We start from the raw sequence: 23,260 nt of genomic DNA, 5'->3' as shown, positions 1-23,260 counted from the left end.
TTGGGTTGACTCTATTATATCAAGAAAGCTCCGAATATAAAAAAAAGCATTACAAAAGGTCAAAAAATAGAATAAAACCATCATTTGCATCGGTGGAAAGAAACGGCATAATGAAAGTGGTTGTGTAAGGGTTTACAAAATTTCATAAAAGAAGGGATTGTAACATGAGAAAACAAAGATGTATGTATTCGATCGGGAGGGCAAGATCATGATGAACAAGGTTGGATTGATCGTACTGTCATCTCTTGTGGCCGCGGCCTCTTTATCGGGTATGGGCCTTCCTTCCACGGTTTCAGCAGCGGCTCTACCAGTCCCGCCAGGTAACACGGCTTTCATTAATGATGATTTTAATGGAATTTCGGATGCGGCCGTTACCAGCACTTCCACGGTGAAGTCGATAGCAGGCTACACCGCTAACGTAACCGGTCCAAACGGTTCGGTAAGCATTACTTCGTCAGGTAAGGACGGAATTCCATTTCCTTCCGACGCATTGCTTATTCGGGACGAGGACGGAGCGAATGGTTCGGGCACCGTCGGCTCCGGCTCTGGTTCCACATCCATTACGAAAGGGCTCGAAACCCGTGTATCGGATGGCATTCTGACTGTCGAGCAGGATATGTACTTCTACGGACCGAACAATGACATCAGTCGAGGCCGCAATGTAATAAAGCTGACCGGTGGCGTGAACAGCCAAATGAATACGTCCGATACGGTAATCCAAGTGGACCTGAAAGGCGGCAAGATTGCATGGGTGGATACGGGCGGCATCTATACGAACATAACACCGGCCAATCTAACCAATGCCGTATGGTACCACCTCAAAGCGGTGGTCAATTTGAACACACTGCGTGTGGATTACTACGTGACGAATGGGAGTGACGGTACGCTTGTCGGTGAACTGAGGGAGCAACCCTTCTACAACCGGACGCTCGGCAGTCGAGCCGGAGACTTTGCTGCGATCCAGTCTTTCAGCGCCTCCACCGGAGGTACTACCGCTGAGAACATTGTGCTTGACAATGTCCAGATTTACAAGCTGAATGCGCCTCCGGATGCACCCGTTGGCTTGTACGGCATTGGCGGGGACCGTCAGGCTGCACTGTCTTGGTCAGCCGCGCCTAATGCAGTCACCTACGATGTGCTAAGGGGTGATTCCCAAGAAGGCCCCTTTATTATGGTTGGGCAGGGCTTTACAAAAGCTGCTTCCAGCTCGGAGCCGTTCCGGGATGCAGGCTTGACGAACGGAGTAACTTATTATTATGTCGTTCGGGCGGTGAATCCTTACGGGACAACCGATTCGGCTCCATATGCCGTAACGCCAAGCGGCGAGAGGCCGGCACCGGTACCGCCTCAGGGGATTTCTATGACCGCTCGTGAATCGGCCGTCATGATCACTTGGAATGCCGTACCGGATGCGGCCACCTATACTTTAAAACGGAGTACAGCGAAGGAAGGGCCTTACACGGTAGTATTGGCGGTCATTCCGAACACGATAACGAGCTACTACGATACGGGCCTGAATGCAGATCAGACATACTATTATACGCTGTCCAGCACAAATATAGCGGGTACGGGAGAGGAGAGCACGCCGCTAGAGGTTCATCCGAGTGCACCGCTTGACGAGCCTGAATCGCTTAAAGCCACTGCCAAGAGCAACCAGGTAGATATCAAATGGACGGGCTCGGAAGGAGCAGCTGTCTATAAGATTGAGCGCAGCACCGTTTCCGGAGGTCCTTATACAACGATTGGAACCACGGCACTCACCCGCTACTCGGATTCCACCGTTGCGGACGGAACGACCTATTATTATGTAGTCAGTGCGGAAAGCGCTTCCGCTCGAAGCATGAACTCTTCCCAAGCAAGGGCAGTTCCGTATACAGCCCCCGATGGCTCCCCATCCGCTCCAACCGGCGGTGTATTTGAAGCCGCCTATGGTCAGGTTATGTTGCGCTGGGATCTCGTTTCGGAAGCTACTGGCTATACCGTGAAAAGGGCAACGGCTTACAACGGACCATATACGCTGGTTGTAGAAACGAAACGGGCAGCTTTCACCGACAGCGATGTTCGCAACGGTACAGCCTACTATTATGTGATTAAAGCGAACAACCCGTTTGGAGAAGGACCCGGTTCCGAGCCGTTGATCGCTACACCCTCTCGGGTAATCATTGTGGCTCAGGACGGAAGCGGGGATTATCGTACCGTTCAAGAGGCGATCAACGCAGTTCCTGCGAATCAAACGGAACGAACCGTCATTTATATTCGCAACGGGATTTACCGGGAGAAGGTCATTGCCCCGGCCAACAAGCCCAACCTTAGCTTTATCGGGGAAAGCCGCAAAGGTGTCGTAATTACGTATGACATGAATGTGACGTACCACCCGGGCCTACAGACAGCCACCTTCGAGCTAAGGGGAGCCGGCAGTACGATGGAAAACTTCACGGTGCAGAATTCCGCTTTTCCGAACAAAGATACCAACGGAGTGAAGGGAGTAGGGCAAGCCCTAGCCTTGTTTGTATCAGGGGATAAGATGGTGTTCCGTGACATAAATCTGTATGGTTTTCAAGATACGCTATACGTAGAAAGAGGGCGGCAATACTTCCATAACCTGTATATTGAAGGGACCGTGGATTATATCTATGGTAACGGAATCGCCTATTTCGACCGATCCGAGATGAAGCATGTCGGCACGTTCGGCGGCTATACGACGGCAGCTTCACACGATCAGACGGCGGAAAACGGATATGTTTTTTATCAAGCGAAGAAAACAAGAGGAACCACCTCGCTCAAGCCGTACATCCAGAAATACGGGCAGGCCGGAACGTATACCGGTGTTTGGGATGACGTATGGGATCTAGAGCTGCAGGGGGTCTCCAAGACGAACAGTACGGTATACCTGGGAAGACCTTGGCGGCCGTACGGGAATGTGAAATTCGTAGACACGTGGATGGATGCGCATTTCTACTCTGTTGGCTGGCATAACTGGGGCAAGGTGGAGAATGAATCCACGGCGGTTTACGGAGAATTCGGAAGCACAGGGCCTGGGGCCAATGCCAAAGCCCGTGTGCCTTGGAGCAAGCAGATGACCGTAGAGGAAGCAAACGCCTTAACGGTGCAGCGAGTATTGGGCGGCACGGACGGCTGGGACCCTACGTTGACTGGAGTCTTCGCAAAACCAATTTCTGTACCGGGTGAACATAATGACTTCTAACTAGAGTGCACGGATCATTTGTACCGATCAAACAGGAAGGAAGTGTAATCAGTGAGAAGATTCATGAATGCGGCACTTTCGTCTCTTCTTCTTACAGCTATTCTGACACCTGCTCAGAGCATTGCTGCAGAAACCTCTATTAACGGATTGGCAGAGGAGGGGACCCCCGTTCAAGTGGAAAGCCCTTATAAGTTTAACTTTACTAATCAGGCAAAAACCGGATACCGGACTGTCGTGTATGATGTGTATAACGGTGCGCCCTTGTATGACTCCTCGGTGGGCTATGGTTTTGTGAATCAAACCAGTGCTTTACCGCCACGGGAAGTGCATCCGGCTTTCATTACTTCCGATGGCACAGGCTTTTACATCAAAGAGCCTGACTTCTATGCCGAACCGAAATACGAGAAAGATAACTATAATAACTACGGTATGGCTTTCCGCATTCAAGCTCCTCCCGGTGCCTATAGTATTTATGTGAAAACCACATCCGATGCTGCGGACACAACCGTATCTGTCTCGGGAATGCAGACCAGCCGCTTGTTGAAAGCCGGGTATTGGGATGCGGCTAAGCTGGTACCTATGAAATATACTATATCGGCAAAAGGCAAAGAGTGGACCTATACGTATGCGAACGGCCGCAACTATCTGGACATTGAAATTGAGCCGAATAAAATCAATACCCCGGTCGGTATTGAGGAAATTGTTTTGCAGCCTATTGCCCCGGGGATGCGAGCAGATGAAACGCTGCCGACTATGTATATACTCGGAGATTCAACCGTTAAATCCTACACCTTCGACGAAGCGCCAATGAGCGGCTGGGGCCAGATCATTGACTCTATGTTTCATCTGAACAAGGTGAATGTGATTAACTACTCCATGGGTGGACGCTCGTTTAAAAATGCGTATACGGAGGGCCGGCTAAACGATATTTTAATGACCGGAAGCATCGGTGATTATGTGTTTATTCAGTTCGGACATAATGACGAAAGTACCGATGAATACAGGCGTTATGGCAGAGGGTCGACGGAAGCCATGTATGAAACCTTAATAAAAGAGGTCTATCTGCCGGCCATCCAGGCTAGGGGCATGATACCGGTACTAGTAACGCCGATGTCTAGAGTGAAAGGGGATGCAAGTCCGGGTTATGTCTACATCAACTCTTTTAAAACCCGAAAGTTCCCTGATATTCTGAAACGGATTGCTGAGGAAAAAGGAATTACGCTTATCGATCTTAACTCCGAGAGTTTGAAATATTATAACGAAATCGGTGTGGAAGCGACGACAGCCGTCTTCATGTCCATTGAAGCGGGGGAAACCCCTGGTAAGACGAACGACGGAAGCTACGCCAACGGACACCCATCGAAGAAGATTGACGGGACTCACTATAAAGAAGCGCTGGCCAAACAATTCACACGAATCATTGTTACCGAGCTCATGAAGAAGGAACTTGCCGGCGATCCTACTGCCGCGTCGATCGTGTCGTACCTGAAAGGGAATGTGAAGCAGGCAGCCTTAACAGGGGATTGGTCGAAGATTTTCCCTGAAATGGCTAATGACATCATAACCGCTGATGGGGCTTATTACCGCAATCAGATTGAGAAATTGCTTCAGCTGGGTGTGATGAACAAGGACCATCATGGAAACTTTCATCCCGTTGCGGCGATGACCGTTGATGAATTTATTCGAAGCCTTTCTGAGCTCATGGATTTGAAGAAAACCATTTTCGATGGATACCCGGATGGGGAGCTCTCCCGAGAAATGATGGGCGCCATTCTGGTTGATGCGTATCATGCGAAGTTCATCAGCAAGCCGAAATACATGACGGATTATAACGGCACATCGGTGGTACCTGGTGATCCGGGGTATGATCCGAATCTGGATTCGGGAGCCAGAGGGGCGATGTACTATCCTCTCGTTTCCTGGCAGCAGCTGACGGATACGGCGGATATCGCAACCCATTTGGTTTCTAAAATAAAGGATGCCTATGAACTGGGGCTCATCCGATCCGAGAAAGGCATTGCAAGAGGCAAAATGGTTAACGGAACAGAGTTGGAACCGAAAGTGTTAGTCACCCGAGAGAAAGCAGCCAAAGCATTATATTTTATGTGGGTGCTCGATCATCAGGTCAATTTAGAAAATGATGTGTCTTCTCTGAAATAGGTCTACTTTCAAAGCGTGGTTGGGATCTTCGGATCCTGACCACACTTTTTTTTGCATGCAAAGCATCGCAAGGGCGGTGCGAACAGAATAAGCATCCGTGCACACAGTGTCTTCGATGCTTGCTTTCTGCTGGTCGAGGCCATGAGGCGAAGCGTCCGTCCGTCTTTTGGCGCATTCCTTGATGTTTATGGATTTTTTTTGTTTTGGAAGCATAGGTTTGCCGCGATAAATTAGAAGCATAAGCTTACCGAAGCGGCTGGATTAAGTGACATAACCAAGTAACATATTCTAATTATGGTGTGTAGAGCGACTGAAAATGGAACCTTTCTTATTGGAAAATTCAAAAGTGAATCTACCTCTAGGTATAAACAATTAAATAATAGGTAAGACTTGAATTAATATGAGGTTAGGAGGAAATAAAGTGATAATCAAGGAATTTTCACTTCAAGAAACCTTGTCATTTATGTTTATAAATGGATAATCTATGTCTGGAAAAACACGATTAGTTCGTAAGTTTCAACAATCTATTTAAATACACCACCTACAGGCATTATTAAAAACATTTTTCAAGCAAACTTAGATGCTGCAGATGTTCCATTTCTTAAGAATCTCTCCGAATCCAAACTCAAGGAAATGGTGCAATATATCAGTCATGGAAAATCAAATGAAAATAATTATTTTTGATGATGCTCAAAAATACATACAGGAGATAACTGCCCACGCAATAGGCTGATGAATGAGCCAATCAACCAGGTGGACACGATGACCGGATGAATACCTCCAAGGGCTTATGTTTGTGGCCTCCGATTAGTCAATATACATTTCATGTATAAATATGCATTATGTACATTGCGGATATTCTCATCAATTATGAAAATCAGTGCTAACCTGAGCTATCTGGAGATGTGCGTTTCTCACTAATTATGAAAACCACCCTTGATAAATCAATCTTTTTCACTGCTGTTTTCTCAGAAAATATGACACCACACATACACTGTGTGGCGTCATAATTATTGAGAATATTTCCAAAGTTGTTGAGACTGGATTTTCGGAATTTCTGAGAAATGAATAATTATGCATTAGCATGCATTCCTGAAAGTTGAATAATAAAAAATAACAAAAGAAGCCTGATCAATGCATAAAATGCACCTCAGGGCTTCTTTTGTTATTTATTTAGATGATACTGTACATAAATAGAGAACTAGTAACTTGCTTGGTTGTGGTGCAATGCTCTAATTCATAATAATATCATTGAAATTAAGCCATGAGAGTGGGACATTTACTTTGGAAACGGGATTAGATTTATTTAAGTGGAAGCAGTATGAATCGGAAGTTATCTTGCTAACGGGAAGATGGTATTTGAAGTATAGTCTAAGTTATCGTGATTTAGTAGAAATGATGGAAGAACGGGGCTTACATATCGCTCATACAACGATCATGCGATGGGTTCATCAGTTTGGGCCGGAACTAGATAAGCGAATTCGTCCCTATTTAAAGCCGACTAATGATTCATTTCGGACGGATGAGACCTACGATTTCATGTTGTCTGAAAATCAAGATGCACCTGCGGCCAAACGATTTTTCAAGAAGATGTTGACTTCACCACACAATCAATCGCCACGCGTGATCACTGTCGATAAAAACCCAGCGTACCATGCCGCAGTCCAGCAATTGAAGGATGAGAAAGTTATGAATCAAGAAACGTTACTTCGACAACAGAAATATCTCAACAATATTATTGAACAAGATCATCGATTCATAAAGAAAATCATAAAACCAATGTTGGGATTCAAGTCTTTCAAAACTGCCGAAAAAACTATCGCGGGAATCGAAGTTATGCACATGATAAGAAAGGACAGGTCGAATGTAATCATTCGTCTGTCCTCTCTGCAGTTGAATTAATCAAAAAATTGTTATAAGACAGCTATCTTTTTTTAGTTTCAATAGTTGCACCAAAACCCGGCAAAGACTACGGAATCGATATCCATTCCTTCCCTAATCAGGGGACGGTCGTATCGGTGAGGATCCCGTTCATAAGAATGGATAACATTTCGTGAGATAGTACAATTTATGAGGCTTGAAAAGGATGTAAAATAAGCTCGTAGTTGAAAAAAATTTCGAAAAACGACTTCTTTATATTATTTGGAAAAACACATTGTACCTGAACCTGCTGGATACGTTCATCGGTTTCCATTTTCCAATCCTGCTTGCGCTTTTTCTCAATGAAGTGAGAATCAAATATTTTAAAAACACCATATTTTTTATCCTGGGTCGCTATCGCAGGGATCACGGTGTTGTTGCGTGCGCAGGATGGCGGTGTGAACGAGCTTCTCAATGCTTTAGGGTATGGCCGCAAGTATCTATTTGGCGGTCCTAACATCAGTCATAGCCTCCAGAGTGAGCGGCTTGTCAAAGTTTTGTTCAATATAATTGAATAATGGTTTGAGTCTGAAATATTGATCGGATGCGCTATTGTTGGGTTGAGGAGTCAACTCTGGAGTATGATGCCCTAGTGACGGAATTTATGAGAGAATAGGTGTTTATTGCCCATTTTCTTGTAGATTCCTGTCGCAAGGGTCTTTTTTTGTAAAACCTACCACAAAACGAAAATAAATACTGTGACAGATGTTTGGCTATACTTTTTAGAAATTATGCCGAATGATGCGGGAGGTTCAAAATGCTTAAGGTATTGGTAGCAGAAGACGAGCCTTGGATCAGAGCGGCCATTGTAGAGATGGTAGTGGATTTCGGCCATGATATTAAAGTCGTGGGCGACGCTACGAACGGCATGGAAGCTTGGCACATGATTCAGCAATTGTGGCCGACTGTATTGATCACGGATATTATGATGCCGGAGATGGACGGATTGGAACTGGTTCGGAACATTTCGGAGAATAAGATTCCAATGGCGGTCATTATCATCAGCGGATATGAAAATTTTCAATATGCGCAAAAAGCAATCAGTTACGGCGTCAATAAATATCTGCTTAAGCCTGTAAAACGGGAAGAACTTCAGGACGCTCTGTTCGAAGTGATGGGGAAATTGACGGAAATCGAGAAAATGAACCATTACTTGATTAAAATCCAAACGTTTTTCGATACGATCAACGATATTGACCCGGCAGGGGGCATGAAATGCCTGTATCAGCTTGTTGACAATATCCGAACGATCAAACATGTGAACTACGGCGCTTACTTGAGCTTGCTTCGGATTGTGGAGTCAAAGATCAGCTCCTTGTTGACCAGCATCGAAGCGGAGCATTCCTTGATGTCCCACTTTAGCGGGGTTCCAGATCCGGAAATTCGACAGCATCTGGGCAAATTGGCGGAATCCTGGTTTCTTCACCCGGAACGCAATAAAAAGGAATTCAAACACATCATTAAATCGGCATGCGATTTCATTCATGCCCATTACCAGGACGATCTTACACTGACACAAATGGCGGAGTATACGAATGTAAGCATCTCCCATTTCGGTTCGCTGTTTAAGAGGTATACCGGAGAGTCACTCATTGCTTATATTAACCAGGTACGGGTTGAGAAGGCGAAGGAATTGCTTCGGAGCTCTGACGATAAAATTTACTTGATTGCCGAGAAGGTCGGCTTTTCAACCCAGCAATATTTTATACGGGTGTTTAAAAATGTGACGGGGATGTCCCCGAATGAATATCGAAAGAGTATGGGGGGATGAATATGAAGCAGCTGTTCCAACGTTTGTCCTTAAAGCAGAAAATTGTCGCCAGCTTTATCAGTATCGCATTGATCGCTGTATTGTCCATGAACTACATCTCTAACTTCTACTACAGCCGGGCGACGCAGCAGGATTTTTACAATATCGCCGATACCACGACGGTAAGTCTGAATCATCAGTTGGAAATATATATTCAACAGATTGCAAGATCCACATACGCCATGAACGCTGGAGTACTGCAATATTCAAGCATACTGCGGCAGGAGAATTCGAGCTTGATTCAGGATTGGCTCAGGGGCGATTCGACGATGAGTCTGGAGAATCGTTACATGATTAGAGAAATTCTCAACAAGTACATTGCGTTTAATTATCCCGAGATCGAGAACATCTATCTCATGTCGCAGGATCGGAGAGTTTTGCAGGCATCGGGTTCTTCTACGGATACCGGGCTGGCAAGACTTCCGTGGTACGGGCGGCCACTGAATACAAAACTGGAAATATTCCCGACGTTCTACGAGGACCGACGAACCATTCCGCTCGTTGCTGTTGCCATTCCAATCTTTGACGTGAAGGACACAACCCTATCGGGTCGGCTTGTATTGCATATGAGATTGACCGAAATCAAGAACATAATTGGAAATATGCGGATAGGCGATACCGGATACATCCTTATGGTATCCCCGGACGGAAGAATCGTATACCACCCCGGCGAGGACAAGCTTGCTTCCCCAATCAAGGAAACCGAGCTTTCATGGCTTGCGTTGGACAAGCCAAACTCTCTTCAGACATGGCAGGGCAATCAGTATCTTGTTTCCTACAGCATTTCCGAACTGACCGGTTGGAAGACGATTGCGTTGGTGCCTCTGGGGGAGATGGCCACTGGTCTGCAAATCGCGCAGATATCCGCTGTCGTCGTGATGGGTTTGCTCATTCTGCTCATTATGATTTCGGTACCGTTCGCTGCAAATCGTATTACAAGGCCGATGATTGAGCTGAAAAGAGCGATGGAAAAGCTGCAGACCGGCGATTTAACTGTACGAGCGCCCGTCACTCAGGGGAGCGACGAGATCCAGTTGCTTAGTTTAAGCTTCAATCGTATGGCCGGACGGCTGAGTGAGCTGGTAAATACGGTATACAAAATGGAGCTTAAAGAAGTCCAGACGCAGCTGCTTCAGAAAGAAGCGACGATTCACGCGCTGCAAAATCAAATCAACCCGCACCTCTTGTACAACACACTCGATATCATCAAAAGTATCGCCTATCTGGAGGGGGTCCCCAAGATTGAAAAGATGGCGGAAAACTTGGCTTCGTTTTACAGGTTTACGGCAAAGCTGGAGCAGTCGGAGATTAGTCTTGCAGAGGAATTGGATCAGCTGAAGCGATACCTCGAGATTATCCACATTCGTTTTACCCGGCATTTCCAAAGCAAGGTTTATGTGGACGATAAATATTTGCACGCGCGCATCATCAAGCTTTCTATACAGCCGATCGTCGAGAATGCCGTGAAATATGCGGTTGAGCCCCGTAATGGGAAGGCCGCTGTGATGGTCAGCGCGTATCCGGAAGGAAATGACTTGATTATTGAGATTGCTGACAATGGATCCGGAATCGATGCCATGATTCTGCAAAACTTGAAAGAACGGCTGATGATGATCACCGAACAGCCTAATCATGGAGTGAAAGCGTATGACTCACTCGGGCTTACGAACGTGCACAATCGGTTGGTGCTTTATTACGGCAAAGACTACGGAGTCAATATCCATTCCTTCCCGAATCAGGGGACCGTCATTTCGGTAAGGATTCCGTTCGTAAGAAAGGATAACATTTCGTGAGATTGTACAATTTTAGAGGTATGAGAAGGATCTATAATTAACAATGTAAACAAAACAAACCATAAGGGGAGTGTTACAATGAAGTTTTTGAAAGTGGTTACATTGTTGTTACTGTCTCTCAGCCTGGTTGTCGGTTGTTCGGCCGGCAACAGCGGCGGAAATGCAGCGAAGGAAAACACGTCGACAAACACGGGGGAAGCCCCAGCGTCGGAACCGGTAAAAAATGAAAAGAAGATTCCGATTACGATCGCTACACAGTATTGGAGCGGCGGGAAATGGACGGATGATCATGCGACCATCAAGTATTTGAACGAGAAATTCAATGTCGACATCAAGCTGCAGCTCATTAACGGACCAGAATATAATGAAAAGTTTAAGGTTATGGCAGCCTCCGGCGATCTTCCGGACATTTACAGATCCTCCGAAGCCGAATTTCTGAATTGGTCATCCGAAGGCGCATTCGCAGATTTGAGCGGAGTATGGGCGAAATACCCGAATCTGAATAAGGTATTCCCGCTCGATAGCGAAGCGATGAAGCTGCTGAATCCGGAAGGGAAGCTATACGGGATACCGAGTATCTCCTGGATAGCGCGGGACACGGTACAAATTCGCAAGGATTGGTTGGATAACCTTGGCATACCGCTTCCCACTGAAGATGAGTTTACGGTCGACAATTTCTATGAAATCGCTAAGGCGTTTGCGACGCAGGACCCCGACCAAAACGGCGTTAACGGTGACACGATCGGCATGGTTCCGACCCCGCAGGTCCGGAATGCGTTCGGCATTGCAAGTGATTGGATGGAGAAAGACGGAAAGCTGATCCCGCGTCATACGCAAGTAGAAGAGTATAAGGCTTTTCTTGCCTTCATGAAGAAGGCTTACGACGAAAAAGTACTGGACCAAGACTTTGTGATTCGCAAAGGGAATGAAGTTGATGAAATGAAGAAAGGCAACAAGTTAGGGCTGTTCCACTATCATAACGCCTACCATATCCTCCAAGAGGATATAAAGAAGGCCAACCCGGGCCTGAATCCGGAGCTCGTGCCAATGGCTCCGCCTGTCGGACCGACGGGTGTCCGAGGAAACACTGCCGAAAAGACGGGCACGCTAAAGGTGGTCATTAACGCGAAGGCGGATGATGAGAAGATCGATCGGATTTTGCAAATTTTCGATTGGTGGGTCACCGATGAAGGCAGTTCGATCATGAAGAATGGCATTGAAGGCATCGACTACACGAAGAATGCCGACGGCACCTATCAAGTTACTGAGCAGTGGGAAAACAACCATCCGCGCTATTTGAACAGCAACCTGTTTAAACGCCCTGGCACTGATTTCATTGTCTACCTCTGGTCGGAACAGGAAGATATCGACCGTCATAATGCCTATGAGGAAATCGCAAAGAAATATATCTGGGAGGATCCAGCGTTTGGATTCACATTCTACTCGGAAGCGTATAAGGATAAATGGGCTGCTTTGGACACCAAGTTCGAACAAGCGGTTACACAGATTATTGTTGGCGACAAGCCAGTCGAATATATCGAACAGGCTTCCAAGGACTGGCTTGCAGGCGGCGGTGAGCAAATTATAAAAGAAATCAACGAAGCAGCCAAGAAATAACGTCTCTCACGAGGTTGGTTTTAACAGGCCGCATCCTTACTTGCGGCCTGTTCTAATCTTGGCGCTTGTGTTGCGACACAGTAGAAGGGAGCTTGGAGATCATGAATCAATCCGCTAGACTTGCGGAGTCTGTTGGATCCGAAAGGATACCTTTAGCGAATAAAAGAAAGGATTATCTGAAGCGCGCTTTCCCGTTTTATTTGATGATCTTCCCGGGGTTGTTGGTTTTCCTCGTTTTTAAATACGTGCCGATGTTCGGTGTGTTCATCGCATTTAAGAACTATTCGCCGTTCCGAGGCGTCTGGAAGAGCGAGTGGATCGGGCTCGAAAATTTCGTCCGCCTCTTTTCGGAACACGACTTCTTGCTTTTGTTAAAAAACACATTGTTCCTGAATATGCTGGATACGTTCATCGCATTCCCGTTTACAATCATGGTTGCGCTTTTTCTCAATGAAGTGAGCAGCAAACATTTTAAGAACTCGATTCAAACGATATTATATGCGCCGCATTTTTTATCCTGGGTCGTTATCGTCGGGATCACGATGTTGTTTCTCCGTACACAGGATGGCGGAGTGAACGAGATCCTCAATGCTTTAGGGTTTGAAAGTATTAATTTTTTCTCAAATGCGGGGAGTTTCCGCTCCATTTGGTTATTCCATAATATTTGGCAAGGGGCCGGTTGGGGCGCGATTATCTATTTGGCGGCGATTGCCTCGATCGATCCGGCATTGTATGAGGCCGCGAAGGTGGACGGCGCCAGCAGGCTGCGTCAGATGTGGCATATTACTTTGCCGTCGCTCAAAACAGTCATTGTGATTATGTTTATTTTGCGGCTCGGTAATTTTATCGATGTTGGCTTCGAGCATATATTCTTACTGCAAAATCCGTTGAACCTCCAAGTGTCGGACGTATTCGAAACGTTTGTGTACCGCATAGGTCTCGTGCAGGGTGACTTTAGCTACTCGACCGCGGTCGGATTATTTAAATCCGTCGTTGGACTCGTGATGATTGTCGCAGCCAATAAGATCGCCAAGCGGTTCGGAGAGGAGGGAGTCTACTAATAATGAAACTAATGTCGAAGGGCGACCAGGTTTATACGGTCTTAGTATACGCCTTCTTGATCGTCTTCACGCTGTTGATCCTGTTTCCATTGTTCTATGTCGTGTCAACTTCGTTTGCGCCGGAGGGGGACTATTACACGCGAGGCTTCTTCCTCCTCCCAAGCTCCTGGACGCTCGAAGCCTATCAATATTTGCTGTACAACCCCAGTTTCGTCAGCGCGTTCAAGAGCTCAGTCATCATTACCTTCTTCGGAACCATCATCAGTATGACGTTGACTTCTTTGCTGGCATATGGATTGTCGGAACGCTGGCTCAAAGGTCGATCGGTGATTAATTTTTTGATTCTGTTTACGATGCTATTCTCCGGCGGTCTCATCCCAACTTACCTGGTCGTATCCGAGCTTAAACTTGTCGATACTTATTGGGCGCTTTGGTTGCCGGGAGCCGTAAGTGCGTTTAGCGTAATCGTCATACGCGGCTTCTTCATATCGCTTCCTTATGAACTTAAGGAATCTGCAAGGATCGACGGATGCGGGGAGTGGAGATTGTTTGCAACCCTCATCCTCCCTTTGTCTAAGCCTGTGATTGCCACGTTTACCTTGTTTGGTATTGTGGGAAACTGGAATACCTATTTTTCGGCTGTGATCTATTTGAACGACAGTTCGAAGTGGCCGCTGCAAGTATTTTTAAGACAGATGTTAATCCTTGAGGATGAAAAAATCGGTCAACTCGCCGATATGCTATTTACGTACACCCCGGCGGCACGTATGGCGGCGATCCTGATTACGGCATTGCCATTGCTGGTCATTTATCCGTTCCTGCAGAAGTATTTCAATAAAGGCATGTTCATCGGATCGCTTAAGGGATAAACCGTCATTCGGATTTACTCGTAATGTCTATACGAGAATTGAGCAGGGATGAGGATAAAATCATGATGAATAAAGCTTATATTTTCAACGGGGTACCGTGGTTTGATCAAAATGGGGAGACGGTCAATGCACACGGTGCTTGTGTGTTAAAGGAAGGAGATAAATACTATCTTTTTGGAGAATACAAAACGAACAATGTTAATAAGTTTGTGGGTTTTTCGTGTTATTCCTCTTATAACCTGTCGGATTGGCATTTTGAAGGCTTGGCATTGCCGCCGCAGGAACAAGGGCTTCTTGGACCTGATCGAATTGGAGAACGGGTAAAGGTATTAAAGAATCATAAAACCGGCACCTTTGTCATGTTGATGCACACGGATAATTTGAAATACACGGATCCGTGCATAGGTCTTGCAACATGCGATTCGATAGATGGTACATTCACATTTCAAGGACCGCTGCTGTTCGAAGGGAAGCCCATTAGAATGTGGGATATGGGTACCTTCGTTGACGAGAATGGAACAGCTTATTTATTGCTTCACGAGGGCGACATTTATCGGTTAAGCGATGACTATCTGACCGCAGTGGAAAAGGTTGCGGAAAATATTGCGCCTGGCGGTGAATCACCGGCAATGTTCCGCCGCGGGGACAACTATTTTATGATGTTCTCCAATAAAACGAGTTGGGAAAGAAATGACAACTATTATTTCGTTTCGAACAACTTACATGGACCTTGGAAAGAACAAGGGTTATTTTGTCCGAAAGGCAGTTTAACCTATAACTCTCAGTGTTCCTTTGTCTTTTCATTAGAAGCAGATGGGAAAACAATACCGATCTATATGGGGGATCGTTGGTCATTTCCTCGTCAAGCTTCAAGTGCCACACAGGTTTGGTTGCCCATCACAGTAGTTAAAGAAGATACATGTTCCATTCCTGAGTATTGGCCGGTATGGGCGAGTGATTCGATTTCCCAGGTTTTTCTTGAAGGAAAGGATAAACCTTTGCCATTTCGTTCAAATCAACGAGGAGATTCAGTATGTTATGCCTTTGAAGGATCACAAATTATTGTTTACGGTCTAAGTGATTGTCATGGCGGCTATGCGGAGTTTTCCATCTATGATGACACAGGCGAATTTATTCATCGCGCAATTATTGATTTTTACAGTTTGGTACCGGATTCCAATATGAAATACGTTTCACCGAAACTTTCACATGGAAGTTATACGCTGAAAGTCGGAGTAATGGGCGAAAATGGGGTCTGGTATAAAAAAGACGGCACGCAATTCGGCAGTAATGATTACTTCGTAACACTTGAAAGTGTTAAAGTCTGCACTTGAATGGTTGTGTCAGTACGGTTTTCAGAAGCTTTTCAATAACGGTATGCTGCTCGGTTCGTTGAAGGGCTGACGGCTTCATGTATGGGGAGGAAATTTAAGTTGGCGCTTATCATTGACCGCAATACGACTTACCGCATTCCGAAGAATCCAGCTTCACCTGTCCGCCATGCTTGGGAAATGGTGCAGCGGGACCATGAACAGGTTCTTGGTGCTGTTCCAAGGCTCATCTCAGCGGAGGATGAGCCGGCCGACGTGGTCATCCGATATGCGAAGCCCGAAGACCGGTGCCCGGACAGGCCGGAGGCGTTTTGCTTCCGCTTCGTCAAGTACGGCGGCAAAACGGAGCTTCATATTGCTGCGGGCGACGATCTTGGTCTGGTCTACGGCATGCTCGAATACAGCGGAAAGCACCTCGGCGTCGATCCGTTCTGGTTCTGGGCGGACCTTCCTCCCGAGCGGCGAAGCCGCGTCGAGCTTCCGGAGGGCGATTACGATTCGCCGGAACCGTTCGTCCGGTTCCGCGGCTGGTTCGTCAACGACGAGGTGTGCCTGATCGGCTGGAAGGAAGAGTACCCGCCGACCCGCGAGGTATGGCAGCCGGTCTTTGAAGCGCTTCTGCGCTGCGGAGGGAATATGGTCATTCCAGGCACCGACCTGCCGAGGCACGGCGTGCATGCCGATGTGGCCGCAGAGATGGGATTATGGATTACTCACCACCATGCAGAGCCGCTGGGCGCCGAGATGTTTCTGAGAGCCTATGAAGGAAGGAAAGCGAGCTATCAAGAGAACCCGGAGCTGTTCGAGACATTGTGGGAAGAAGCGATCGAGAAGCAGAAGGACCGCAGCATCGTTTGGGTGCTGTCGTTCCGCGGCCAGGGCGATAGCCCGTTCTGGGTGAACGATCCTTCGTTCGATACGCCGGAGAAGCGCGGCGAGATGATCAGCCGCGTCGTGCGCAAACAATACGATATGGTTCGCAGCAAGGTGGCTGATCCGAACTGCTGCGTCGCGTTGTACGGGGAGATCTCCGAATTGTACAAAGCTGGCCATATTTCTCTTCCGGAAGATATTATCAAGGTTTGGGCGGACAACGGATACGGCAAGATGGTGTCCCGCCGCCATGGCAACCAAAACCTGCGGGTGCCGGCTTTGCCCGAACCGCAAGACGAAGGCAGGCACGGAATCTATTATCACGTGACGTTTCACGATCTTCAGGCCTCCAATCATTTGTCGTTATTTCCGGCTTCAGCGGAGTTGATCAGAGATGAGGTAATGAAATCATTTCGGGCTCGCGCGAAGGATTACGTGCTCGTGAATAGCGGCAACATCCGGCCGCACGTCTATACGCTGGACTTGATACGGGAGCTGTGGACGCGGGGGGAGGCGGATACGGAAGAGCATCTTGGGTCGTTCGTCCGCCGGATGTTCCCTTCAGGTTCTCCGGAAATCGCCGAGATGTTTCGCGACTATGCACGTCGGACGATTCCGTATGGCCCGAACGAAGACGACCGGGCGGGGGACGAGTTCTATCACCATCCGGCCCGTCAAATCGTCGGACACTGGCTGCAGGGAAGATCGGAACATCCGGATCGCCGCTTGTTTTGGGTGACGGGAGGCGTCGATTTTCCGGAGCAAGTCGAGTGCTTACGCCGGATGTGCGCTGATGCCGTCCAGGGGTGGCGCGAGCTGAAGGAGCGGATCGAACGGCTGCTTCCGGACCTGGCGGAAGCGGATCGGCTTCGGCTGAAGGATCATTTGCTGATGCACGTAGAGCTGCATTTGTCCGGCTGCGAGGGGTTTGAGGCATTGGGCAAATCATACTCCGCTTACCGGGAAGACAACTATCCGCTGGCGTTTGTTTATGCTTCGCAGGCGATGTGGAGCTATGAGAAGGGCCGGATCGCGCTGCAAGAAGCCGAGCATGGGAAGTGGGCTCATTTCTTCCGTGCGGACTGGCTGACGAATATCGATAGCACGGTTAAAAATATGGACACGCTTCGCCGCTGGCTGCGAATGCACGGCGACAGCCCCGATTTCTTCGCGTGGTACAAGCAGTTTCTGATGCCGGAAACGGAGAAACATATTTATTTGGAGAACACGCACCGCAATCCTCTTTCGGACGATGAACTGGCCTATATGCTGGCGGACAAGTTCGGCGTCTGAGCGTCATTGCAAAATATAACGTCGAGAGGATTTCCGCGATAGGCTTGGAAATAAGGAAAATTCCCTCTTTGAGGAGTGTAAGAAGGGACCATGTCAAATTCGATATTAAACGCAACCTATCCGATCGATATTCTAAGGGGCGATTATCCCGATCCTTCCATAGTCCGGGTAGGTCAAGATTATTATATGACACACTCGTCTTTCATGTATGCTCCAGGGCTTCTCTTATGGTATTCCCGCAATCTGACAGACTGGGTCCCCCTTTGCCACGCTCTCCGGACTTATGTCGGAGACGTTTGGGCACCGGATATGGTCTATGTGAACGGACTCTTTTATATTTATTTTCCGGCTAACGGAACGAATTATGTAATCTATGCAGAGAAAGCGGAAGGTCCCTGGTCTGATCCAATTGATCTGAAAGTAGATGGGATAGACCCGGGGCACCTGCTAGCGCCGGATGGGCAACGGTACCTGTACGTAAACTACGGAAGGGCTGTTTCCTTAGCCCCGAACGGCCTTTCCGCTACCGGCGAATTACAAACGGTTTATGAAGGGTGGCCAATCCCTGAGGATTGGGTTGTGGAGGGGATGGCTCTCGAATCCCCAAAACTGCTTGTTCTAGGCGAGTATTATTATTTGATTTGCGCACAAGGCGGAACGGCTGGTCCTGCGACGACCCATATGGCGGTTTCAGCCAGGAGCAAAAATCCTTTAGGGCCTTGGGAGAACTCTCCCTATAATCCTCTTGTGCATACTTGGTCGAAGGAAGAACGCTGGTGGTCCAAGGGGCACGGTACGCTCATCGATACACCTGATGGAAAATGGTATTTCGTCTATCATGCCTATGAAAAGGATTATTACACGCTTGGAAGACAAACCTTGCTGGACCCTATCGAGTGGACAGAAGACGGCTGGCCGATCGTATCGCAGGTTCCGGACAGAGAGATGAAGCCGGTGCAAGGGAATTCTCCGGAGCTATCTGACGATTTCCAAGGTGATGCACTCGGTTGGCAGTGGCGATTTTACAAGGAACTGGATCCTGAACGTTATGAAGCAGGCGGGGGCGTCTTGAAGCTGAAGGCCAAAGGGGATTCACCAGCGGATTCAGGACCGCTCGTCGTCATTCCACCCGATCGGGCCTATGAAGCTGAAGTTGAGATTAAGGTCGGGCCTGAAGCTGAAGCTGGACTTGTGCTCTTTTATAACGACCGCTGTTATGCGGGGATCAGCTTTACGGAGCATGAGATTTATCGACTGCGGCGAGGTATCAAAGGCTATTCTGTACGAGGCCTGGGCTGCAGGCTTTATTTGAAGCTTAGGAACGACCATCATACAGTATCGATATTTTACAGTACCGATGGCATAGAATGGAATCGGCATCCTTCATCATTGGAAGTCTCGGGTTATCACCATAATACGTTTGGCGAGTTTATTGGCCTTCGTCTAGGCATTTATGCGGCAGGTAACGGGGCGGCTGAATTTTCGAGATTTCGATACCGCAGGATTGAAGAGTGATTAGTAGGCTAGTCGCAAAGCTGAGTATGATGCCCTAGTGACGGAATTTATGTATGATCTTTCTGGCGGCGCTGAGGATAATGTGGTGATGATGATTGGCACGGGTTTTGCCTCAGCGCCGCATCCCAAAGTAGAAATCCGCCTGCAGTTGAAAAAAATGCCCAAAAAATAGGTGATTCGAGGTTATCTCTGGATAAATTATTTCCGTCAATTTATGCTGCGATCAAACCATATACAGTAAAGGATGATCCCCTATCATGACAGATATAACGAAATCAATAGAGATGGCCCCGGATCGTTTTGAAGTATTTCATATACGGATTCAATCTCGTATACAGCGGAAACTTCTTGGCAGACGTGGAAGTCGATCAATATGATACGGCTCGCGTCACGATGGGGATTAATCCGTTTTACTTTTCCTGGCAGCTGGAGCCGGGCGAAGCTTTTCAAACGCCGGAAGCGGTAATGGTCTACTCCGGTGAGGGATTGGGCGGCATGTCCAGAATCTATCACAAACTTTATCGTACCCGCTTGTGCAGAGGGGAGATCGCATGCTGAGTCCATTCGAGGGCAACGATGCTGCATGGATGATCGTATCGGAAGACCGTTCGGAAGCGATTGTATCTTATTTCCACGTGCTGGCTCAGCCTAACTGCGGCTTCCGTTCGGTCCGATTGCTGGGATTGGAAGCGAATGCGGACTATGAACTGCTCGAAAGCGGCCAAGTATTTGGCGGAGACGAGTTAATGTCAGTCGGATTACGTGTACCGGTCTAATTAATCCGCAGGGATTTCAAGAGCAAAGTATGGCGCCTGCGGAAATTACCTCTAACAAAGTGAAGTGTCTAGCAACACATAGTTATATCGGAAATTGCTAATCCAATCAGGTCCAGCCCGGCGCTTTTTTTGGAAGCTTGGGTTTGGAGTTAAAGACGCAGCCTCTTTCATGCATCAAAGAGAGAAAGGAATGAAAAGATAGTGGTTGTTTTGGGAACACAAACGATTTACTTGGCTGGCGATTCGACAATGGCGGACTATCCGCCTGAATCGTACCCCATGCAAGGTTGGGGGAACAAGATCCATTTATTTATCCCGGATTCCGTTCGCGTGGTGAATAAGGCGGTGTGCGGGAGAAGCTCCAAGAGCTTCATTGAGGAAGGAAGGCTCGACGAAATTTTACAAATGATCAAGCCGGGCGATTACTTGTTCGTTCAATTCGGTCACAATGACAGCAAGGAAGATGCCGAAAGACATACAAGTCCGTGGAGCACATACCATCAATATTTGCGGCAATATATAGACGGAGCGAGAGCGAAGGGGGCTCATCCCGTACTCATTTCGCCTCTCTGCCGCAGACATTTTGACATTGACGGATTATTGATCAACACGCACGGCGATTATCCTCGGTCGATGGAAGCATTGGCCCTTCAGGAAAATGTGCCTTTCATCGATTTATGCGGCCGAAGTGCCGTCGCATTCAAGGAAATGGGAGACGCCAAATCGAGAGAGTGGCTGACGTGGTTGCGCCCGGGCGAATATCCGAAATACCCGGAGGGGATCGAAGACAATACACATTTTAATGAACAAGGTGCGGAGGCTATCGCGCAAATGGCGGCCGATGCCATCGGCAAGCTGAACTTGAAAATCGGTTGATTCCTTTGGCTTATTAGAACTGAAAGAATTCCTTTTCACGCGAAGAGGCCGTGTCTAGCAGGTCGATTATATCGATATTTATGGAACAGTCTACTAGTTTATATGCGTAAATGAAAGCGATTTCGCGGCAAACCGTACGCTTTCTCTTCCGGTTCTCGCCAAGCCCCCCTCATGTTGGGTGTTCAAATGGAGGAGGACGACAAGAAGCGGCAGAAGATCGAGCAAATTCTCGAGTGGGTGTCTACCGATCCAGAAGGCTGGCTGTTGACCACCCAGGGTGTAGAGGGCGTTAACTACGATATGGTAGACGGCAAGGCCGTCGCGCGGACCGGTACGGAAGCTCACACGAAGAAAACGGGCGCTCGCCTGGATAAACAAGGATCTTACCGCCAAATACAGCACCAAGCAAGACGCGTTGGAATTAGAGGAGAAAATCAACCGAGGTTACATCCCGCTGAGAGACGTTCTGCAAACGGCCGTTCTGAAAGCCAAAACGCAATATTGGCCGAATCTTCAGACGATGCAGGACACTTATCTGATCAAAGCGGTCATCGGCGAAGAGAATAAGGATTCCGATTTTGACATATTCAAGGCGCAATGGCTGAAATCAGGCGGTCAAGCCTTGACAGACGAAGTCAATTAGGTGTACGCAGAGCACATCAGCCAAAATTAGATTTTGAGGAAAGGACGAGACGATCTTGACATACGTATCAAATCGATTAATCACATATCCAGAGCCCGAGGGAGCGATTGGAAATTCCGATTATACGGTGCGCGTCCGGCAGGGACAAGGCGAATGGCGGCAGCTGTTCAGCTATAACGTGAAGGTGGATATGCATGATGTGCGGAACGCCTCCATGGTCTATTTCGATTGCGCCGGCGCGGTTGAAGTTGAAGTGATCAAGAATGAAGGAGAGATTCATGACGTAGCGATCCGCCCCGCATCTGCGGGGATGGACGGCGTCGTGGGCGGAAACCGCGTGACGTTCACAATGGACGGGCCCCGTAAATTGTCGTTCGAAGTGAACGGAGACCGATTCCAAAATTTGCATATTTTTGGCAATCCAGTGGAGGAAGACGCACCGAAACCTGGAGATCCGGGCATAATCGTCGTTGCGCCGGGCAAACATCAGACGGAAGATCTTCAGCGTTTGATCACGCCGGAAGTATCGGTCATTTATTTCGATGCTGGCATACATGTTCTGGAAAAGCCACAATTTCGCTTGCCTTCCGGTGTAACGGTCTATGTCGCCGGAGGATCGGTCGTCTATGGGGCATTCATCTGCGATCATGTACGGGATGTGACGATCCGGGGCCGCGGGATCGTCTATATGTCCGACTTTGAGAAGACAACGTATTATCGCGCCGTTGAGATCCTGTTCTCCGAGCATATTGCCGTCGAAGGAATCATTGTCATTGATCCGCCCCATTATACCGTTATGATCGGGAAATCCGAGCATATCACGATCCGCAACATCAAATCCTTCAGCACCCGAGGATGGTCGGACGGCATCGATATGATGGCAAGCAGCCATGTGGACGTTGACGATGTTTTCATGCGAACGTCCGACGATTGCATCGCGGTTTACGGCAGCCGCTGGAATTATCAGGGTGACACCCGGCATATCGCTGTCCGCAATTCTGTCTTATGGGCGGACGTGGCTCATCCGATGAATGTCGGCGGGCACGGCAATCACGATAAAGGGGACGTTGTCGAAAACATTCTTTTTGAAAATATCGATGTGCTCGAGCACCATGAGCCGCAGCCTTACTATTGGGGTTGTTTTTCGATTAACTGCGGGGACAACAATACGGTCAGGAATGTGACTTACCGGAATATCCGGGTAGAACAATTCGAGCTCGGACAGCTGATCGACATCCGCGTACTATTTAATCCCAAATATAATCCAAGCCCCGGTTTCCGGGTGGAAAATATTCATTTCGACAATATCGCGTTCAACGGAACTTGCGATAATCCGTCGCGTATCGCGGGTTTCGATGAATCCAGAATCGTTAAGGGGGTGATGTTCCGAAATTTGCGAATCAATGATAAGCACATTCTCAGTCCGGAGTCCGGAAATATTCGGATTGAAGATTATGCGTATGATGTCAAGTTCACCTAATGCAAGTCGGATGAAATCATTGGAATGGGGGAGTGCAA

The 23,260-nt window shown here is 47.8% G+C and carries 17 protein-coding genes and 1 pseudogene; 17 read left to right on the top strand and 1 reads right to left on the bottom strand.

The features are described from left to right. Positions 1 to 208: 208 nt before the first annotated feature. The 3 genes from ASG81_RS21915 (at position 209) to ASG81_RS21905 (ending at position 7,267) form a co-directional block, all read left to right on the top strand. Positions 209 to 3,205: a pectinesterase family protein gene (locus ASG81_RS21915; protein WP_235548971.1), complete on the top strand. Its 2,997-nt coding sequence runs from the start codon at positions 209 to 211 to the stop codon at positions 3,203 to 3,205. A gap of 51 nt (positions 3,206 to 3,256) precedes the next feature. Further along, on the top strand, positions 3,257 to 5,365 hold the full coding sequence (locus ASG81_RS21910) for a GDSL-type esterase/lipase family protein (RefSeq protein ID WP_056639265.1): 2,109 nt from the start codon (positions 3,257 to 3,259) through the stop codon (positions 5,363 to 5,365). 1,284 nt (positions 5,366 to 6,649) lie between these two features. Continuing rightward, positions 6,650 to 7,267, top strand: a complete 618-nt coding sequence (locus ASG81_RS21905; protein ID WP_056639263.1) for a DDE-type integrase/transposase/recombinase — start codon at positions 6,650 to 6,652, stop codon at positions 7,265 to 7,267. A gap of 166 nt (positions 7,268 to 7,433) precedes the next feature. Here ASG81_RS21905 and ASG81_RS21900 read toward each other — a convergent pair whose 3' ends face one another. After that, on the bottom strand, positions 7,434 to 7,745 hold the full coding sequence (locus ASG81_RS21900; protein ID WP_056639261.1) for a hypothetical protein: 312 nt from the start codon (positions 7,743 to 7,745) through the stop codon (positions 7,434 to 7,436). 297 nt (positions 7,746 to 8,042) lie between these two features. On the opposite strand from ASG81_RS21900, the gene ASG81_RS21895 reads away from it, so the two are divergent. The 14 genes and pseudogenes from ASG81_RS21895 to ASG81_RS21830 all read left to right on the top strand — a co-directional run bounded on the left by ASG81_RS21895 (position 8,043) and on the right by ASG81_RS21830 (position 23,222). Further along, positions 8,043 to 9,056 (top strand): response regulator transcription factor, encoded by a 1,014-nt coding sequence (locus ASG81_RS21895; protein ID WP_056639259.1) that lies wholly within the window; start codon positions 8,043 to 8,045, stop codon positions 9,054 to 9,056. A gap of 2 nt (positions 9,057 to 9,058) precedes the next feature. Next, positions 9,059 to 10,888, top strand: coding sequence for a cache domain-containing sensor histidine kinase (locus ASG81_RS21890; RefSeq protein ID WP_056639256.1), 1,830 nt, complete (start codon positions 9,059 to 9,061; stop codon positions 10,886 to 10,888). A gap of 78 nt (positions 10,889 to 10,966) precedes the next feature. Next, complete coding sequence (locus ASG81_RS21885) at positions 10,967 to 12,505, top strand: extracellular solute-binding protein (RefSeq protein ID WP_056639254.1); 1,539 nt, start codon at positions 10,967 to 10,969, stop codon at positions 12,503 to 12,505. Positions 12,506 to 12,606: 101 nt separating this feature from the next. Then, on the top strand, positions 12,607 to 13,566 hold the full coding sequence (locus ASG81_RS21880) for an ABC transporter permease (RefSeq protein WP_056639251.1): 960 nt from the start codon (positions 12,607 to 12,609) through the stop codon (positions 13,564 to 13,566). A 2-nt stretch (positions 13,567 to 13,568) separates the two neighbouring features. Then, entirely contained in the window at positions 13,569 to 14,435 is an 867-nt protein-coding gene (locus ASG81_RS21875; protein ID WP_056639248.1) for a carbohydrate ABC transporter permease, read from the top strand. A gap of 62 nt (positions 14,436 to 14,497) precedes the next feature. After that, positions 14,498 to 15,769, top strand: coding sequence for a family 43 glycosylhydrolase (locus tag ASG81_RS21870; RefSeq protein WP_200961575.1), 1,272 nt, complete (start codon positions 14,498 to 14,500; stop codon positions 15,767 to 15,769). A gap of 81 nt (positions 15,770 to 15,850) precedes the next feature. Further along, positions 15,851 to 17,932 carry a glycosyl hydrolase 115 family protein gene (locus ASG81_RS21865; RefSeq protein WP_081417498.1) on the top strand — a complete coding sequence of 694 codons (2,082 nt, stop codon included), beginning with the start codon at positions 15,851 to 15,853 and terminating at the stop codon, positions 17,930 to 17,932. A 90-nt stretch (positions 17,933 to 18,022) separates the two neighbouring features. Then, positions 18,023 to 19,447: a family 43 glycosylhydrolase gene (locus tag ASG81_RS21860; RefSeq protein ID WP_056639241.1), complete on the top strand. Its 1,425-nt coding sequence runs from the start codon at positions 18,023 to 18,025 to the stop codon at positions 19,445 to 19,447. Between the two features lie 37 nt (positions 19,448 to 19,484). Further along, the gene (locus ASG81_RS33555) at positions 19,485 to 19,619 is read left to right on the top strand and encodes a hypothetical protein (RefSeq protein WP_268795810.1); all 135 of its coding nucleotides are present in this window, start codon (positions 19,485 to 19,487) and stop codon (positions 19,617 to 19,619) included. Positions 19,620 to 19,759: 140 nt separating this feature from the next. Continuing rightward, a pseudogene (locus ASG81_RS21855) lies at positions 19,760 to 19,990 on the top strand (glycoside hydrolase family 36 N-terminal domain-containing protein); the annotation flags it as partial. A gap of 8 nt (positions 19,991 to 19,998) precedes the next feature. Beyond that, on the top strand, positions 19,999 to 20,223 hold the full coding sequence (locus tag ASG81_RS21850) for a GH36 C-terminal domain-containing protein (protein WP_056639235.1): 225 nt from the start codon (positions 19,999 to 20,001) through the stop codon (positions 20,221 to 20,223). 201 nt (positions 20,224 to 20,424) lie between these two features. Then, positions 20,425 to 21,099 (top strand): rhamnogalacturonan acetylesterase, encoded by a 675-nt coding sequence (locus ASG81_RS21845; RefSeq protein WP_235548969.1) that lies wholly within the window; start codon positions 20,425 to 20,427, stop codon positions 21,097 to 21,099. A gap of 186 nt (positions 21,100 to 21,285) precedes the next feature. Continuing rightward, entirely contained in the window at positions 21,286 to 21,666 is a 381-nt protein-coding gene (locus ASG81_RS33010; RefSeq protein WP_162255053.1) for a hypothetical protein, read from the top strand. A gap of 131 nt (positions 21,667 to 21,797) precedes the next feature. After that, on the top strand, positions 21,798 to 23,222 hold the full coding sequence (locus tag ASG81_RS21830) for a glycosyl hydrolase family 28 protein (RefSeq protein WP_235548968.1): 1,425 nt from the start codon (positions 21,798 to 21,800) through the stop codon (positions 23,220 to 23,222). Positions 23,223 to 23,260: the final 38 nt, after the last annotated feature.

It is taken from the genome of Paenibacillus sp. Soil522 (assembly GCF_001428245.1).
Lineage (GTDB): Bacteria > Bacillota > Bacilli > Paenibacillales > Paenibacillaceae > Pristimantibacillus.
Note: the sequence above shows the minus strand (reverse complement) of the source record. Positions and strands in the feature narration are given on the sequence as shown.

Coding starts and splice junctions, on each gene's coding strand:
- ASG81_RS21915 (WP_235548971.1), top strand. CDS start 209: ATGATGAACAAGGTTGGATTGATCGTACTGTCATCTCTTGTGGCCGCG.
- ASG81_RS21900 (WP_056639261.1), bottom strand. CDS start 7,745: ATGTTAGGACCGCCAAATAGATACTTGCGGCCATACCCTAAAGCATTG.
- ASG81_RS21895 (WP_056639259.1), top strand. CDS start 8,043: ATGCTTAAGGTATTGGTAGCAGAAGACGAGCCTTGGATCAGAGCGGCC.
- ASG81_RS21890 (WP_056639256.1), top strand. CDS start 9,059: ATGAAGCAGCTGTTCCAACGTTTGTCCTTAAAGCAGAAAATTGTCGCC.
- ASG81_RS21885 (WP_056639254.1), top strand. CDS start 10,967: ATGAAGTTTTTGAAAGTGGTTACATTGTTGTTACTGTCTCTCAGCCTG.
- ASG81_RS21880 (WP_056639251.1), top strand. CDS start 12,607: ATGAATCAATCCGCTAGACTTGCGGAGTCTGTTGGATCCGAAAGGATA.
- ASG81_RS21875 (WP_056639248.1), top strand. CDS start 13,569: ATGAAACTAATGTCGAAGGGCGACCAGGTTTATACGGTCTTAGTATAC.
- ASG81_RS21870 (WP_200961575.1), top strand. CDS start 14,498: ATGATGAATAAAGCTTATATTTTCAACGGGGTACCGTGGTTTGATCAA.
- ASG81_RS21865 (WP_081417498.1), top strand. CDS start 15,851: ATGGGGAGGAAATTTAAGTTGGCGCTTATCATTGACCGCAATACGACT.
- ASG81_RS21860 (WP_056639241.1), top strand. CDS start 18,023: ATGTCAAATTCGATATTAAACGCAACCTATCCGATCGATATTCTAAGG.
- ASG81_RS21850 (WP_056639235.1), top strand. CDS start 19,999: ATGCTGAGTCCATTCGAGGGCAACGATGCTGCATGGATGATCGTATCG.
- ASG81_RS33010 (WP_162255053.1), top strand. CDS start 21,286: ATGGAGGAGGACGACAAGAAGCGGCAGAAGATCGAGCAAATTCTCGAG.